This window comes from Polluticoccus soli (assembly GCF_029269745.1).
Lineage (GTDB): Bacteria > Bacteroidota > Bacteroidia > Chitinophagales > Chitinophagaceae > Polluticoccus > Polluticoccus soli.
Window position 1 is genome coordinate 77,433 of sequence record NZ_JARJHT010000001.1, and the last position, 16,824, is coordinate 94,256.

General features: G+C 46.1%; 16 protein-coding genes. 10 read left to right on the top strand and 6 right to left on the bottom strand.

Annotation, left to right across the window (positions count from 1 at the left end):
• The first annotated feature begins 718 nt into the window (after positions 1 to 718).
• The 3 genes from P2W83_RS00465 to P2W83_RS00475 all read left to right on the top strand — a co-directional run bounded on the left by P2W83_RS00465 (position 719) and on the right by P2W83_RS00475 (position 2,164).
• Positions 719 to 1,228, top strand: coding sequence for an SRPBCC domain-containing protein (locus P2W83_RS00465; RefSeq protein WP_276131705.1), 510 nt, complete (start codon positions 719 to 721; stop codon positions 1,226 to 1,228).
• Positions 1,229 to 1,230: 2 nt separating this feature from the next.
• Positions 1,231 to 1,677, top strand: coding sequence for a CAP domain-containing protein (locus tag P2W83_RS00470; protein ID WP_276131706.1), 447 nt, complete (start codon positions 1,231 to 1,233; stop codon positions 1,675 to 1,677).
• 79 nt (positions 1,678 to 1,756) lie between these two features.
• Complete coding sequence (locus P2W83_RS00475) at positions 1,757 to 2,164, top strand: DoxX family protein (RefSeq protein ID WP_276131707.1); 408 nt, start codon at positions 1,757 to 1,759, stop codon at positions 2,162 to 2,164.
• On the opposite strand, the gene P2W83_RS00480 is transcribed toward P2W83_RS00475, so the two are convergent.
• Positions 2,165 to 2,593: a TroA family protein gene (locus tag P2W83_RS00480; protein ID WP_276131708.1), complete on the bottom strand. Its 429-nt coding sequence runs from the start codon at positions 2,591 to 2,593 to the stop codon at positions 2,165 to 2,167.
• Positions 2,594 to 3,100: 507 nt separating this feature from the next.
• On the opposite strand from P2W83_RS00480, the gene P2W83_RS00485 reads away from it, so the two are divergent.
• Together P2W83_RS00485 and P2W83_RS00490 are read left to right on the top strand one after the other, a co-directional pair.
• Positions 3,101 to 4,408, top strand: coding sequence for a hemolysin family protein (locus P2W83_RS00485; protein WP_276131709.1), 1,308 nt, complete (start codon positions 3,101 to 3,103; stop codon positions 4,406 to 4,408).
• A 49-nt stretch (positions 4,409 to 4,457) separates the two neighbouring features.
• Positions 4,458 to 5,036 (top strand): GNAT family N-acetyltransferase, encoded by a 579-nt coding sequence (locus P2W83_RS00490; protein ID WP_276131710.1) that lies wholly within the window; start codon positions 4,458 to 4,460, stop codon positions 5,034 to 5,036.
• A gap of 89 nt (positions 5,037 to 5,125) precedes the next feature.
• Here P2W83_RS00490 and P2W83_RS00495 read toward each other — a convergent pair whose 3' ends face one another.
• Entirely contained in the window at positions 5,126 to 5,584 is a 459-nt protein-coding gene (locus tag P2W83_RS00495) for a hypothetical protein (protein ID WP_276131711.1), read from the bottom strand.
• A 197-nt stretch (positions 5,585 to 5,781) separates the two neighbouring features.
• Here P2W83_RS00495 and P2W83_RS00500 point away from each other — a divergent pair, with 197 nt between their 5' ends.
• Together P2W83_RS00500 and P2W83_RS00505 are read left to right on the top strand one after the other, a co-directional pair.
• A complete protein-coding gene (locus P2W83_RS00500) occupies positions 5,782 to 6,285 on the top strand; it encodes a hypothetical protein (protein ID WP_276131712.1) in 504 nt (167 codons plus the stop codon).
• Positions 6,286 to 6,379: 94 nt separating this feature from the next.
• A complete protein-coding gene (locus P2W83_RS00505; RefSeq protein WP_276131713.1) occupies positions 6,380 to 7,159 on the top strand; it encodes a queuosine precursor transporter in 780 nt (259 codons plus the stop codon).
• Between the two features lie 8 nt (positions 7,160 to 7,167).
• Here the strand turns inward: P2W83_RS00505 and P2W83_RS00510 are convergent, their stop codons facing one another.
• On the bottom strand, positions 7,168 to 9,039 hold the full coding sequence (locus P2W83_RS00510; protein WP_276131714.1) for an outer membrane beta-barrel protein: 1,872 nt from the start codon (positions 9,037 to 9,039) through the stop codon (positions 7,168 to 7,170).
• A 12-nt stretch (positions 9,040 to 9,051) separates the two neighbouring features.
• On the bottom strand, positions 9,052 to 9,627 hold the full coding sequence (locus P2W83_RS00515) for an RNA polymerase sigma factor (RefSeq protein ID WP_276131715.1): 576 nt from the start codon (positions 9,625 to 9,627) through the stop codon (positions 9,052 to 9,054).
• A 315-nt stretch (positions 9,628 to 9,942) separates the two neighbouring features.
• Here P2W83_RS00515 and P2W83_RS00520 point away from each other — a divergent pair, with 315 nt between their 5' ends.
• A complete protein-coding gene (locus P2W83_RS00520; protein WP_276131716.1) occupies positions 9,943 to 10,086 on the top strand; it encodes a hypothetical protein in 144 nt (47 codons plus the stop codon).
• Between the two features lie 66 nt (positions 10,087 to 10,152).
• Here P2W83_RS00520 and P2W83_RS00525 read toward each other — a convergent pair whose 3' ends face one another.
• Entirely contained in the window at positions 10,153 to 12,513 is a 2,361-nt protein-coding gene (locus P2W83_RS00525) for a T9SS type B sorting domain-containing protein (RefSeq protein WP_276131717.1), read from the bottom strand.
• Between the two features lie 177 nt (positions 12,514 to 12,690).
• On the opposite strand from P2W83_RS00525, the gene pth reads away from it, so the two are divergent.
• Entirely contained in the window at positions 12,691 to 13,251 is a 561-nt protein-coding gene (gene pth / locus P2W83_RS00530) for an aminoacyl-tRNA hydrolase (RefSeq protein WP_276131718.1), read from the top strand.
• 47 nt (positions 13,252 to 13,298) lie between these two features.
• Here the strand turns inward: pth and P2W83_RS00535 are convergent, their stop codons facing one another.
• On the bottom strand, positions 13,299 to 15,128 hold the full coding sequence (locus tag P2W83_RS00535) for a T9SS type B sorting domain-containing protein (RefSeq protein ID WP_276131719.1): 1,830 nt from the start codon (positions 15,126 to 15,128) through the stop codon (positions 13,299 to 13,301).
• A gap of 250 nt (positions 15,129 to 15,378) precedes the next feature.
• On the opposite strand from P2W83_RS00535, the gene P2W83_RS00540 reads away from it, so the two are divergent.
• Positions 15,379 to 16,791: an MATE family efflux transporter gene (locus P2W83_RS00540; protein ID WP_276131720.1), complete on the top strand. Its 1,413-nt coding sequence runs from the start codon at positions 15,379 to 15,381 to the stop codon at positions 16,789 to 16,791.
• Positions 16,792 to 16,824 lie beyond the last annotated feature (33 nt).

Genomic DNA, 16,824 nt, shown 5'->3' on the forward strand with positions numbered 1-16,824 from the left:
GATTTGGTTTGACACGAGTGATCCTGCGGAACACTCGCGCCAGAGTAGTAATAGACTCCCCTCCTCAGATGAGGAGGGGCACACCGGCAGAGGGCGAACAGCCCGTTGCCGGTCGGGGTGGTTGAAACGCTGAGAATTTAAACTTCCGCTGAAGGAACATTCCTCAGCCATCCAACCACCCCGGTTTGCAACGAGCCCTTCGGGCTCTCTGCAAACTGCCCCTCCTTATTTAAGGAGGGGAGTTTCTATATTACTGCACAACAAAATAAATAAATCATTGTATATTTGTAATAAATAAAAAACTGGGCCTATGCCTTGCACGATCAGGTCACCAAATGCGAAATAATTGTTCTCTCCCGTTTGTTTCCTCACAGGGAATAACACCAAATTGACAACAACGGCAACAAAAAACACGCTATGAAAACATCCTTTCTCAATCCCAACCCGCTTTACTCCTGCATTAGAGCGCAAACTGCCGCAACACTGAAGCTCCGGAAAACAAAATCCATGACAAAACCGGCAACAAATGCTATCAACGAATAGAAAAATTCATCAATCCTTTCACAAATGTTAGTTTCAAAAACGACAACATCCTGTAACAAATTCGGCTGCAAAGCTGTCGCTACAATAGCGTCGGTCTAATAAGTCAAATCGGATTAATCTGAGGTTCAGAAACATTGGAACAACTTTTATAATACAACCTATAAATCAACGCCACATGAGCAAAGACACTATTTACGACTGGAGCCGTTTTATATTGAAGATCAACATAAAAGCCCCCGTTGATGCTGTTTACTACGCATGGACGCGTGCCGACGAGCTGGAAAAATGGTTCCTGCGCAGGGCGCTTTTTCACAACCCTGTCAAAAAAGACCTGTCAAATATTCAGCAGTTTCATGCAGAAGACACTTATGAGTGGTGGTGGCATGGGCGCGACAACACAGTAGTGGAAAAAGGAAAGGTGCTGTACGCCAACGGTGTTGATAAAATTCAGTTTTCTTTTGCAGGGGGCGCGCATGTAACTGTGCAAATTGGCACGTTTATGGATGAGACGATTGTGATGCTCACGCAGGATAAGATACCCACTACAGATATAGGAAAGGTGAAATACCATATGGATTGCAAATGCGGCTGGACATTTTACCTGGCCAATCTCAAATCATATCTCGAAGGCGGTGTAGACCTGCGCAACAAAAACGTTGAGCATGCGAACATGGTAAATTCCTGATAATGAAGCTGAAAATAGGGATAATGATGGCCTGCCTGCTGGCGGGCACTTCTGCTTTTGCACAAAGCATGGAAGAGGACATTTTAGTGCTGATAAACAAATACCGCAAGAAGCACGGACTGGCGAAGCTGGAAATGGTATCGGCCATAAGCGCCGAAGCTGAGAAACACAGCCGGAATATGGCCACGGGTCATACCGGCTTTGGTCACAGCGGCTTCGACGACCGGCTGAACAGGCTGATGCGCAAGTTGCCCGGTAGTAATGCAGGGGCAGAGAATGTAGCCTATGGCGCCCGCACGGCAGAAAAAGTAGTAGACATGTGGCTGAACAGCCCCGGCCACCGCAAGAATATTGAAGGCAACTACAACCTGACCGGTATCGGTGCTATAAAAGGAAAAGACGGTACTACGTTCTACACGCAGATCTTTATACGGCAGCGTAGCAGGTAGCAATCCACATCAGGAGTATAACTCAGTACTTTGACGTATCAGCGCTTGAATTATCTTTAACGGAAATTCACAGCACAACATGGCAATACTGTCGAAACTGGGCAGATACCAGGACACCGGATTATTAGTGATGCGCGCAGGCATTGGTTTCATGATGATCATGCATGGATACACTAAACTGTTTGCAGGACCTGACAAGTGGACCAAGCTCGGCACTAATATGAAATACTTTGGTGTTCACGCCTACCCGGAGGTTTGGGGTTTCATGGCGGCAGCGTCTGAAACCGTAGGTGGATTGTTCCTGATACTCGGATTCTTTTTCCGTCCCAGTGCATTTTTCCTGATGTGCACAATGATCGTTGCTGCGGCAAGTCATCTGTATAAAGGACAAGCTTTTATGGAAGCGTCGCATCCAATTGAGCTGGCATTTGTGTTCTTCGGGCTGTTTATCATTGGCCCGGGCGTACATTCTGTGGATAAGGGCTAATTAAGCCCTGAAAGCATAATAAGGGAACTGGATGTTTCGGTTGATCCGGACGCGCTTCTTAGGCGTTATACTATCGGCAAGCAGGGCGCATTTTATACCGTCAACTATATTGTCGGTTATCATGTTACGCTTATCGCGGCTTGCTGTGCGTTTGCGGTTCACCAGGTAAACATCGTCTTCTGAAAGTGTATAGATCACCGGGATGCTGGCGTACTTAATATTGTCCAACAGTTCGTGGTAAACCTTAGTACTATGCAACCCGGGATCGTGGGGATTTACGAAAACCAGGTCTGGCTTGATCTCAGATATAGCCTCCTCTATATTCTCTTCCTCGCAGGTGTATACCAGGAAGCCCCGGTCCTTAAGCATTTCTGCCTCAGTTCGCATGTACTCCTGTTCTGCACCTGTCATTAAGATCCGAATCCGCATAAATAACGTTTTTCGAGGTTAGAGAATTTTTTTGTTTTCCGTAAACCGCGCTCTGGTTTTATTTGTGAAGCATTACCAGGTTATGTATAACCTCCTTACAATCATGTATCCTAACAGTGGCTGCTGTGATCACTGTGTAGGTAATCTCTCTTTCAATATCAAAGAAATACTTCAGAACAAACATCAAAAACGGCATCAAATACTTCGTTGTCATAACCCTTCTTTTTAACTAACTCCAATTTTTACTATTATCATCATCTGCCTAAGTAGTAAAAAGAACCATGCCAAGCCTGAATTCAAATTGTATTCACTATGCAACAACCATTAATAAAGACAGTTATTAGCTTATATGAAGTTGGTTTTTCACCCTGAGAAATTATTATATCATAACTCTGTGGGAATGTGGAATCGCGCCCGCAAAGCGGCCCGATATTTAAATAAAACCGTAAAATGATTTTTCAACCATAACTTTAGGCAAAAATTGCACTGGAGCTTTGCTTCACAGCCATGATATTTGACATATTTCTCACACTCTTCCTGGTTTTCCTCAACGGTTTCTTTGTTGCTGCAGAGTTTGCTATTGTAAAGGTTAGATCCTCCCAAATCGAAGTTAAATCGAACGTCAACAAACGCCTGGCAGGCGCTGCCAAATCTATTGTCAGTAACCTGGATGCGTATCTGGCCGCCACTCAGCTCGGTATTACACTAGCCAGTCTTGGCTTAGGTTGGGTTGGCGAAGACGTTATGTCTGGTATCATACTAAAGATATTTGACTGGATGAACCTGGACATGTCGGTAGAGGCTGCACACAAACTGGCGCTGCCGATCGCCTTTGCGTTGATCACGATTCTGCATATTATCTTCGGGGAGCTTGCCCCGAAGTCTGTCGCTATACGGTTCCCAACCTCGACAACCTTTGCTGTTGCATGGCCGCTTAAAGTCTTCCACTTTGTTTTCCGTCCTTTTATATGGATGCTGAATGGCCTGGCAAACCTGATACTGAAACTGATCGGCATTCAACCTATTCATGGTTCAGAAATACACTCCGAAGAAGAGCTGAAAATGATCATTAGTGAAAGCCAGGAGGGAGGCGCTATTGAGCAAACCGAGAGGGAACTGATCCAGAACGTTTTCGATTTTGATGACCGGAGGGTTTGGGATATACAAACGCAACGTAAAAACATTACTGGCATCGAGATGCGCAGCTCTCTTAAAGAGGCTATCGATTTTGCGATCATAGAAGGTTATTCGCGCTACCCAGTATATGACGGAACAATAGACGATATCAAAGGCTTCATCAATACAAAAGACCTGATGAGGACCATGGTTTCTACTACCCCTCCTTCCGGCATTGGCACGCTCATCAGGAAGACCATTTTTGTATCTGAGAATAAAAAGATCAAAGACCTGCTGAAAGAACTGCAGGTAAAGAGGCTCCAGATGGCAGTAGTAACTAATGAAATTGGCGAGGTAGCCGGTATCGTTACCATGGAGGATATTCTTGAAGAGCTGGTTGGTGAGATACAGGATGAGTACGACAATGAAAAACCTTATGTGCAGCGCATATCAGAAAGCACTTACCTGATCAGCGCGCACCATAAGCTTTCCGACATCAATAAATACCTCCCCTACCGTTTCGAAGAAGACAGGCACTATGAGACCCTGGCCGGCTACATCGCCGAACACTATAAAGGCGAATTAAGAGAAGGTACTAAGCTGTGGCTCAATAATTACGATATTACCATCATCAAAATGTACCGTAATTCGGCCGAGTTGGTTGAGTTAAAAATGTCACAAGAAGAGGAAGAATTCTAGGTTTTTTGGAGTGAGTTTTCGTAAATTCACGTAACTAAAACCGCGGGCTATGTTTGTACAAACAAAACGGACCAATATACGCCCATTCGTTCACAGCGACCTCGAGTGTCTCTGTCAGCTCTGTAGTAGTGCTGACGCTATGCAATTTATCCCACCACATTTTGGTCCTGAAACAGAAAAACTAACGGAAGACCGGCTGAAAAAATACATGCGACATCATGATGCACATGGTATTAGTTTCGGCTATGTATCCAACAAGAAAGGCCAGTTCATTGGTCGTGCAGGGTTTTATTTTGTACCTGAAGTAAATCTGTACGAGCTCGGCTATTCTTTGCTACCTCAACATTGGGGCAAAGGATTGGCCACAGAAATAGCGAGCGGACTGATCGACTATGCTTTCAATAATCTCAATCTGGATTCGGTATGCGCACGAACAATTTCCGGAAATGAAAGTTCAGAGAATGTTCTGCATAAGATAGGGTTCGTTCGTTTAGGAGAACGCATGTTTCCTTTAAAAGGAAAGCAGATCTTTTGGAACTACTTCGAATGCTATAACGAAACTAACCTGGACTTTGCAGACCAGCAGGCTAATGCACGTTTTGCCGACGACTGGGACCTGTCATTGTAAAACATTCAAGCTCATCTGGTTAATCGCCAATAATGGCATGGTATTGGTCGCTTCATAAAAAACTATGAGCGATGAAATTGAGAAAGTTGTTAGCGGGGATGCTGGTGGTTTTGATACCGATTTTCGGGTTTGCCCAAGGACATGGTCATGGGCATGGCCATGGAAGAGGTCATGGGCATGGCCACCCTGGCCCTCCTCCGAATGCAGTTAGGGTTTACCCGGGTAATCCATATATATATAGAGGCTACAGAGGCAGACCTGTAAGAGTATATGACAGGAGAGTTGTTGGATATCCAGGCTACGGACGCAGGGTCGGGCCACCACCATGGGCTCCTGCGCACGGATACAGAGCTACGCAGCACGTTTACTTTCCCGACTATCGTTTCTTTTATGATCCTTACCGTGGCGGGTATGCTTACTGGTACGGCAACCGATGGGTTTTCAGTCCAAACATGCCGGGATACATGTCCGGCGTAGACATGGGGAGAGTACGAATCCAGGTATTGAATGGTATTCCGTTGACGACTCATCCGGAACTCTACTATCATAGGTATTCGAATATATATCCGTCACGCGTAGTAAACATTACGATACCGATACCGAGGTAGTACAAAGATTAAGACTAATAAAGGCATGAGTTCTGCTCATGTCTTTTTGATACTGAGTTGTTCAAGCTCATCATTTTAACAGCCGCTCCACGCCGGATGGCATGGTATTGGTCGCTCATCAGTAAAACATTAAGGCGATGAAACTAAGAAGAGCGATCATAGGAATACTGATGGTCATGATGCCAGCTTTGGGCTCTGCACAAGGCAAAGGTAAGGGCCATGACCAGGGACACGGTGGTGGCAAACCCGCTAAAGTAAACAAGGGTAATCCCAATGTATACAAAGGCAAGTCAGTAAAAGTTAGAACACAACAACCAGGAGTGTATACCGGGCGTGTAAAGGGCGGACCTCCACCATGGGCACCGGCGCACGGCTATAGAGCAAAGCAACACGTGTACTTCCCAGACTATCGTTTCTTCTACGATCCTTATCGCGGCGGTTACTCTTACTGGCAAAACAATGGCTGGGTTTTCAGTCCGACTGTACCAGGATTCTTAGGCGGTGTAGATCTTGGCAAAGCACGTATCCAACTGTTAGGTGATGTTCCGCTCGCGACCCATCCAGAGCTGTATTACAACAGGTACTCTCAAATGTACCCGGCACGTCCTATAAACATTTCGGTACCAATACCAGGTCGATAAGTAGATTAATATAATATTATAAAGGCACGAGCTATTGTTCGTGCCTTTTGTTTTAGGGCGATATGAAATAGCTTTACGGCCCAATCCGTCATTTATGATACACAACATACTGAACGACAAGCCTACCAAACTCTTCATATTCCTCGCCTCGTTCTTCGTTGCCAATGCACTGATAGCTGAATGTATCGGTGGCAAACTATTCTCGTTGGAGCTGCTGCTGGGAAGACAACCAGAACCCTTTAGCCTACTTGGAGAAGAAGGACTGACTTATACACTCACGGCAGGCGTACTTCTTTGGCCGCTGGAATTTGTGATGACCGATATCGTCAATGAGTACTACGGCCCAAAAGCCGTACGCCGTATCTCGTATATCGCTGTGGCTCTTATCTGCTATGCTTTCCTTATGTTTTATATGGCCATCAGCGTTCCTGCCGAACGATCTTTCTGGATAGGCAGCCAAAAGGAAGCCGGGATACCTGACATGCAGGCCGCTTTCATGGGCGTATTTGGCCAGGGCATGTGGATAATCATTGGCAGCCTCGTAGCCTTCCTCGTTGCGCAGATATTGGACGTTTGGGTGTTCCATAAGATAAAGAAGGCTACCGGTGAAAGAAAAGTCTGGCTACGTGCCACGGGCTCTACTCTTGTCTCCCAATTCGTAGATAGCTTTATTGTGCTGTTTATAGCCTTTAAAATAGGCAGGGACTGGACCTGGCAACGTGTGCTGGCTATTAGCCTTGTTAACTACTCTTATAAGGCTTTTATGGCCCTCGTTCTTACCCCTGTGATCTACCTGGTAGAAAACAGGATAGAACACTACCTTGGTAAAAACACAACCGCCGCTATGAAAGCGGCGGCGATGTCGAATGAATAATATCGTTTTTATTGTTGTCTGTAAGGTTTGTACTTGTTGCTGCTAAAGCGGTAGCTCATGTTGAACTGCAGTGAAGGCAGCTGGAAAACCTCTTTCGATACCCTTGCAGCACCGGCACCTGCAGCGTTATCCCATACCGACTGACTCATGCGCATATCTAATTGCACAGCTGGAGACACCTGGTAACCTACACCGAACAGGTAGCCAACTCCGAAGCGCGAACCAAAGTCAGAAGAACTCATGATAGCACCACCTTCTGCAGGAGTGATCGGCGGCTTAGCACCTGTCAAACGATAAGGCTGCTCAACATGGTTCGGACTGAATCCCATATAGTAAGCCAGGTTAGCACCAGCCAACACATTGAATCGATTGTGAGAGTATTTAAACATAACAGGAAGCTCAACACTGCTAACCGTAGGATATGTGAAATAGCTCACAACAGAATCCCACTGATAGCTCTGACCATTGTTAACTGACTGCGTGTTGGTTATGTAGTCGTTACGATTGCTTTCCCTGTTGCCATTCTTGAAACGTTGCATGTATTTCAGTTCAGAAACGATGCCCCATTTCTCATTCAGGCTTAAGTTACCTGTTACACCCACCTGGAAGCCGGTCATGCTGTTCTTACCGCTCAGCGCCGTATTGATACCTACTATCAGCCCGGGATAGAAACGAACACCGCCCAGTTGCAATTTGGCATTCTTCACCATCTCTTCAAAGAAGTTATGGGTTTCGTAGTTGCTGTTTTTGCTGGAGGTACGGAAGTTAGACAGAGCAACCAGCTTTTCTGCTTCGTTCTCTGATTTTACTGCAACTGCAGCAGCAGGAACTATAGCGGTTGCGGTATTGTCAGCAGGTTTATCCACGTTCGCCACTATCAGGTCTTCCTGTTTTTTCCATTCTACTTTACCCTGGTCGATCGTATCCTTTTTCCACAAGCCTGTCTTACGATCATACGTTTCCCTTTCTTCTACTTTATCGATCAGGTTTTTCTTGTGATTATCATTTTTAGCCACTTCGTTTTTAGCACTGCTTGCAGCTGATGCACCTACCGAAGCCGACGGCTTATTCTGCAACTGCGCGGCTACAGGCTTTTTGTTGTCATTTGTTGTCGGAGCCGCAGATGCAAACATTTTTTCCTGTGTAGGAGTATTGCTGGTTGTTGCAGTTGAAGACTTGTTAGCTGAGTTTGAAGTCGCAACAGGTGTTGTAGTAGCCTTAGCAGCCGTCGCATTTGATGCATTTGATGCGCCACCGATCGAGATAGCTACAGTCGGTTGGTTGATATTTGATTTTCCTGTTGATGCAGTATTTTTTCGCGTTTCGGCAAGTTTGTTGTCGTTTGTTGTCGTTTTCGTGGCCGCAACCGTTGTTACAGTTGTAACGGTTTTGCCGGAAATGTTGCGTTTTGTTGTGTTTACAACTGGTTGTTGAGCAACAGTTTGCTGACTGTTGTGTGTTTTAGCGACAACGCCGTTATTATCTATTGCCTGGCCGGCAGGGATATTTGACGTGCTATTTGCAATAGCAGTCGCCGTTTCAATTTTTTGTTCAGTTTTGCCTGTTACCACCATGGCAGACGAACCGCCAAAGCCGCCTGGATTAGTTGTGTTAACAGCAACCGTCGCAGGAAGTTGTTTTTCTGCATCCCTGAAAGAGGTATAGGCTGTATAACCGCCAATGCTGGCAGAGGCCAGTAACACCAGCCCGGCTGCATAGCCGAACATACGACGCCAGTTGGTCGTATTGCCTGCAGCAACAGGCATTTCTTTGTCCAGCAGCTCCCGCATCTGCAGCCAGGCTCCCGGGCGCTCTTTATCCTCGCCTCCGCTGAGCCCCTGCCTGAACAGGTCATCTATGTTTATCATGTTTTTATCCATCTGGATAAAATTTTATTTTTTATAATGCAATTGCAATTTCTCTATCTTATCCTTCAGCATCCTGCGCCCTTCGGACAGGTGCCATTTTGAAGTGCCCTCGCTAATGTTCAGCATTTTGCCAATTTCTTTATGCGAGAACCCTTCCATAACATACATATTGAAGACCGCCTTAGTAGCATCCGGCAAGGATTGTACCAGCTCCAGCAGCTGGTTGTAATACATCCTGTCTGCGTGGTCTTTATGTATGAACTGATCTTTTTCCACCAGCACGATCTTTTCATTATAACGTACATTTTGTTTCACATAGTCTGAAACAGCGTGGAAAACTATCTTTCTTAACCAACCTTCAAAAGAACCTTGAAAAGTATACTGTTCAATTTTCTGGAAGGCGCGGAGAAAACCATTATTCAGTACCTCTTCTGCCTGCTCCTGATGATCAATATACCGCCTCACCACGCCCATCATGCGCGAATAGAACAAGTGGTACAACTTTTCCTGTGCACTCCGCTCGTTGCGGATACATGCCTGGATGAGCTCTTGTAACTCACTAGTCTGACCGGGTACACTATATGCCAAGGCGACGGACAAGTAACGGGCGTTTTATCAATTTACCATATACATAGACTGAATCTATGGTACGCTGGTTGGGTAAACCGCCGTTTATATTTTAAGGATGAACAATTGATTTGCTGCTGCTAAGATAAAATTTAAGGGCCGAACTGCATAATTAAACCATATGAACCTCGTTTCACACAGCCCTCAAGATCAATATATAGCAAACGGCGTGCCGTGTGAACCGGCTATATAAGAGCACATTTAATATTTTATTTGGTGCTTTTTAAGGGGTTTTAACACCCGATGGTAGATGTTTTTTAGCAAATGGATGGGATAAAACGAAGAGGTATGAAAACACTAATTTATATCGTAGCGGCTGTATTGACCCTGAGTTTCGCTTCGTCGTGCGTTTCAGGTCCGAAAGAGGCCCGCAAAGACAATGTGAACTATTGGAAGCACGGCGATAAAGACGAATGGTATGATGGGGATTAATACGGCTTAGTAATAAAATAAAAAAGGGCTGCAGATGCAGCCCTTTTCGTATAGAAGTGTTTCATTTTATCGTAACAAAGTCACGTTGCCGGTATAGTTCTCAGATACGTTGTTTTTGAAAGTAACAGCGATCTGGTAGATATAAACACCCAGCGGCTGAGGTTCATTGTTGAACATGCCATCCCAGCCACGGCCATCGATGGTAGATGTTTCAAACACTTTCTGCCCCCAGCGGTTGAAGATGGTCATAGAGAAATTCTTCACACCTTTCGACAGTATCTGGCGTGGCAGGAAATAATCATCCAGACCGTCGCCATTTGGCGTAAATGCATTCGGAATGTTCACATAGCAATTCTTAAATACCATAATACTGTCAGTAGTAACGCAACCGTCCACTTCAACCGAAGCAGCATACACACCTGGATGACGAACCAGCAGGTCTGAAGTTGTATCACGTTTCACATCGGTGTTCCACCTATATCTTGCCAACGGATTAGCTGCATTGAAAAGATCCCGGATCAATACCGGCGCACCATTAGGACAGATGCTTGTATCCGGACCGAGGTCGAGCAATGGATAGGCATGCACCACCATATCGCGGGTAGTGGTAGCATCCGGACATACGCGGTTGAACGTCGTAAACTTAACCGGGTAGGTACCAGGAATATCAAAACCATGTTGTGTGATCGGTGTATCGGCAACTTTGTTTCCGTCACCAAATTCCCACAGCTGGGTCACCGAACCGAAGCGCTCATAGACACCTGAGAAGTTGATCTTATCACCCGCGCATACCGTACTATCACTGACAGTGAAAGATATTGGCCCCGTGGAATCGATAAACATCCACCGCTGCGCTGAGTCTTTACAACCCAGATAATCGGTTACAGTCAACGTCGCCAGGTATACCCCTTGCTCATGGTAGGTAAATTGCGCGTCGAAAGTTTGCGCGGTATCTCCGAACTTAGTTTTAAACTGCCACAAGTAGGTGTGTGTAGGACCAGTTGCAGCCGAAGACTTGTTGAAAAAGTCAATCAGCGTATGTTGACAAACTGTGTCGCCCGATACATCAAACGCCGCCCTTACCGGGTGGTTGAAGATGATTCGTTGTGTCATAGAGTCATTACAAACACCATTACCAACCACTATCTTCACGTCCACCGTATCCGGAATGGTATCGGTCAATACGTGTGGCTTGTAGATGATCGTAAGTGGATTGCCTAAAGTATCTACAAGGTTTGTTGTTGGAATACCGCCATTAACCGGGTTAAAGTATATGTAGGTCTTGTTGTTACCGGTAGAATTATTTGTGATCTTAACTGTATCCTGCGTACAACCATAGGTGTAGGTTACGCCCATTGTGGCCGTAACATCAGGAAGCATGTTGATCGGGTAAATAGTTGTATCCGAAACACAACCTGCCTGCGATATTGCATATACGCGATATGTACCCGCATCAGTAGGCTGAATGTTCGGGAATACAAGCGATTGGCTGTTTAACAATCCCGGAAGACTACCGCCATACCAGTAGTATTGAATACCACCTGCACCTGTTGATGCTGCTTCTACTTCCAGCGGCATATTTTTACAAGTTGGATTGTTACCAACTTTCACGCTTACGTTTGGCGGGATCGGGGTTGGCTTTGTAGCTACGATAACTTCAGTAGAATCTTTAAAAGTACAGCTACCCCATGTCACATCTACTGCATACCAGCCACCCTGGTTCAGCAATATTGGGTTACGGCTTACGTTAGGGCCAGTTGCTGTCCACAATTGTGGGCCATGCCAGTTGAACGTAGCGCCGGGGAAATTAGTAGCACTCAGCTTTAGTTCCCTGTTGGCGCAAGGATTGTTGCTGGTAACCTTCAATGTCTGCGAACAGCTGTCGATCTGGAACTCGATCTGGTAAACCACGCCGTTAGGATTTGAACTGTTGTTGTATACAGTAAAATCATTGATGAGGTTAGGAGTATTTTCGAGTGTAACAATAGCACCTGCTCCAAGGCCACCCGGGCTTGTGGATGTCACTTCACCACTACCAGTCACGGTAAATGTGTTATTCATACCACATGGACCGGGATAGTGTGTCAGGTCTGTTGCTGCAACGGGCCTTGGTGTACCGTTAATCGAAAAAAGGATAGCATCGGCTGTGTGCAGCTCAACCATAGTTACACGGACATGCGTTACCGGGGTATTAAAATGGTACGTCCATCCCTGCGCAGCACCATAGGCACCAGCATAATACGGACCTACACCGCAATAACTTGTGGCAGATGACGGCCAGTTACCGGGACCTACAGGAGTAACTGTGATCAAATTTCCGTTCACAGTCTGGCTACCTGATGCATACTGCGTTATAGGGTAATACACCGCGAGCACCTTGGTAGATATTAAACCTAAGAGCGCGACGAGGGACAGTAATTTACGCATGTTCAGATTTTTTGTGCGTTTAAATATAAAGGTTAATAATGTAGTATATCTTTTAGAGAAGCTGGTACTTCCCGCTTAAAAATACTAAAAAAGTTAAGATTTCGATAACACTCAGCAAAAATTCTTATCGTTTTAATCCACAATCTCTGCAAACAAATCCGCCTTATCTTCGCATCCATGAAATTTTTAATTGCCGGGCTTGGAAACATCGGTCCGGAGTATGACAGTACCCGCCACAACATCGGATTTGACGTCGCCGACGCCTTTGTTATTAAACACGGAGGCAATTTCAACTTAAGTAGACATGCGTTTATGGCAGAATGTAAGTGGAAAGGCAAAGTTTTTTTTGTTATTAAACCTACCACTTATATGAACCTGAGCGGCAAGGCTTTAAAGTACTGGATAGATAAAGAAAAAATACCATTAGAAAACGTCCTGGTGCTGGTGGATGAGATCGCTTTACCAGTAGGTAAACTTCGCATGCGGTCAGGCGGCAGCAGCGGCGGCCATAACGGACTGAAAAACATAGAATTACTGCTACAAACAGAACAATACCCAAGGTTGCGTTTTGGCGTCGGCAACGATTTCCCGAAAGGCAGGCAGGCGGAGTTTGTTCTGGGCCGCTGGAAAAGTGACGAGATGCCCGCCGTAAAAGATGGCGTGCTAAAAAGTATAGAGGCCATAGAATGTTTCGCCTCACAAGGCTTGAGCAAAGCAATGACTTTATACAATAAATAGAAAAGCCGGCACAAACGCCGGCTTTTTTTCTCTCAGAGACATTCCTCTTATCGTAATAGTGTCACATTCCCTTCGTAGTGTTCCTGGGCGCCGTTCACAAAATTCACATCTATCAGGTACACATACACGCCCAGTGGTTGCGGGGTATTATTAAAGCTGCCATCCCAGCCACGGCCGTCGGCAGTAGTTGATTCAAACACCTTTTGTCCCCAGCGGTTGAATATCAGCATTTTGAAATCCGTTACACCAGAAGACAACAGTTGACGCGGCAGGAAATAATCGTCATGACCATCGCTGTTCGGTGTAAATGCGTTAGGTACGTTGATATAACAATTGTTGGCCACTACTACAGTATCTGTAGCAGCGCAACCATCGATCTCAACCGTTGCTGAATATGCGCCCGGGTGACGGGCTACAATTGACGCACCGGTATTGTCTCCCCGGCTGTTCCATTTCCATTTTGCCAGGGGGTTACCATTGTTGATACGATCTGTAAGGATCACCGGCTTGCCATTTACACAGATGCTTGTATCGGGACCGAGGTCAATGATCGGAAAGGGTTTTACTATGATCGTCTTGTTGAATTGCACTTTGGGGCACACACGATACATTGCCTCGAAAACAACATTATAGATGCCAGCCCGGTCATAACCGTAGTTAAAACCTGGCACGTTATGCACAACGTTGCCATCACCCATTGTCCACGTGGTACCTGTATTGCCTATCTGCATAAATGTTCCGGAGAAGTTGAGCGTTTGACCAGCGCAAAGCTCGTCGATAGACGATTCAAAACTTATAGCACCGGTTGAGTCTACGACTATCAGGTGCTCGGTAGAATCCATACAGCCAATATAGTCTGTTGCTATCAACTTAGCCCTGTACTCTCCCGCCCTCGCATATACATAGGTAGGATCCACGACCGCATCTGTTCCACCATCCCTGAAGTTCCATTTATAACCGGGAAGAATCGCAGGCACATAAGCTGTGGTATTGGTGAATGTGATCGGTGTGTTCTGGCAAATACTATCGTCGCTCACAACAAAGTTGGCTTTAACACTGTGATTGAAATTGACGATCTGCAAACTGGTATCACGGCAAACTCCATTCGTTACGATCAGTCTCACAGTATAGGAGCCCTGGCTTTTATAAATGTGCAATGGATCTGAATCTATTCCAGTACCACCATCACCAAATGTCCACTCGCTTGCATTGTGACCGGTAGAGTTATTGGTAAATTTGACGGAATCTTCATCGCAACCTAACATCACGGTTGTAGCAAAATCAGAATTTACCTGCGGGTGAACATTTATCGGAACGATGAACGGATCTGACGTACATCCCGCTGTGCTGGTAACGGTTACACTATAATTACCCGCATCTGCAGGTGTCATACCGGCGCGAGTAGCGACGTTGGTTGTAGTACTCGTAAAAGCCCAACCTCCGGGACCAGCCCAATCGTACGTAGCACCGATGCCGCTGGCCGAGTTGGCAACAAAGACCTCATCCTCTCCCACACAAATTGGCGACTTATGATTTACACTATTTATGGTGGGTGTGATCTGAACGAAAACGTTGACATTAGCCGTGTAGGTACACGCGCCAAGCGTCATCGTAACCGAATATATACCGCTGTGCCCCCCCACAGTGACGCCGGTAAGTGTTTGAGACGACGGACCGCCGGGTACGATACCGCTACCTGCAGGACCGGTCCATGTATATGTAGCTCCCGGATAGTTGGTTGCGCTGAGAGTGAGCGATCTGCCGGTGCAGATAACACCCGGTGAAACATTCAAAGCAAAAGGATCTATGCACTGCGCGATAGCCTGCGCAGACAATATCGCAGACAGTGCGAGTAAGGGTAAAAACTTAAAGGTCATGACGGTGTTTTTTTACATAGACATCTCATTTTTAAAAAATGTTTGCTACAAATGATGATTTTTTACCCGCAGTTAAAAATTTTAATGTCTTTTGGCGATTAGGAAAAACCCGGTTAGCTTTGCTGTCTTCAATTTCAGCGAACTATGGTGTTCTAATTCCACCGGACCCGGACCCGGCATTTTAATCCCGATACTGCAGGCCCGGTCTTTGCAAACCCTGCTATTCATCATCAACCAAAAAACATCTTTCATGACTGAACGTGCACAAAAATCACGTGCGCTACATATTGTTGGCCTTTTGAAAACCGCCGTCACCGGGCAGGAGAAAGAATTTACCACCGGTAGCATCGATAAAGCCATCTTCATGCTCTCTGTACCTATGATACTGGAAATGCTGATGGAATCGCTGTTTGCCGTAGTAGACGTATTTTTTGTAGGCAAGCTGGGTGTAGAGGCAGTAGCTACCGTAGGACTGACAGAATCAATGCTCACCATTATTTATTCCATCGGCATCGGCCTGAGCATGGGTGCTACTGCATTGGTGGCCCGCCGCACTGGGGAAAAGAACATGAATGCAGCATCGCACGCAGCTATGCAGGCTATCTATGTAGTGCTGGTAATAGCATTGTTGATAAGCATACTCGGTATATTTTTTGCCAAAGACCTGCTGTTACTAATGGGTGCCGCGCCGGAAATGGTCGCTAAAAATTATCGCTATACCCAGATCTTGCTAGGTAGCAATTTCGTGATCATGCTGCTGTTTATGATCAACGGCATCTTCCGCGGCGCCGGAGACGCTTCGATCGCTATGCGTTCGCTATGGCTGGCCAATATCCTGAATATCATCCTCTGCCCTACCCTCATTAACGGGTTTGGACCAATACCTGCTCTTGGACTGACCGGCGCCGCCCTGGCCACAACCATCGGCCGTGGCACAGGTGTGCTTTACCAGGTGTATCATCTATATATCGGCAAAGGAATTATCAAAGTAAAACCGCAACACCTGAAGCTGGACCCGCCTATTATGGGTAACCTGCTAAAGATCGCTTCAGGCGGAACGGCACAGTTCCTCATTGCATCTGCCAGCTGGATATTCCTGATACGTATCCTGTCGCACTTCGGCAGCAATGCGCTGGCGGGCTATACGATCGCCATCCGGGTGATCGTGTTTGCCATATTACCCGCCTGGGGCATGGCCAACGCGGCCGCAACCCTGGTCGGGCAAAACCTCGGCGCGCAACAACCCGAGCGTGCCGAACGATCAGTATGGAGAACGGCCTATTTCAATATGCTTTTCCTGGCGGGTGTCACAGTGTTATTCTTTTTCCTGGCCGAACCGATAGTGCGCATCTTCAACAACAATGAAGAAGTGGTGAGTAATGGAACTCTTTGCCTTCGGATAGTGTGCCTTGGCTACATTTTTTATGCTTACGGCATGGTTATCTCCCAATCCTTCAACGGCGCCGGCGATACCAGGACCCCCACAATACTGAACGTGTTTGGCTTCTGGATGTTCCAGATACCACTGGCCTACGTACTTGCTATTGTGATGAAATTGGGGCCTGTCGGCGTATTCTCTGCCATCTCTATTGCTGAAAGTGCGATCGCCATAGCGGCGATCTTAATTTTCCGACAGGGCAAATGGAAATCCGTAAAGCTGTAAAAAGCGGCACAAAAAATGTATGTTTGAACCGTA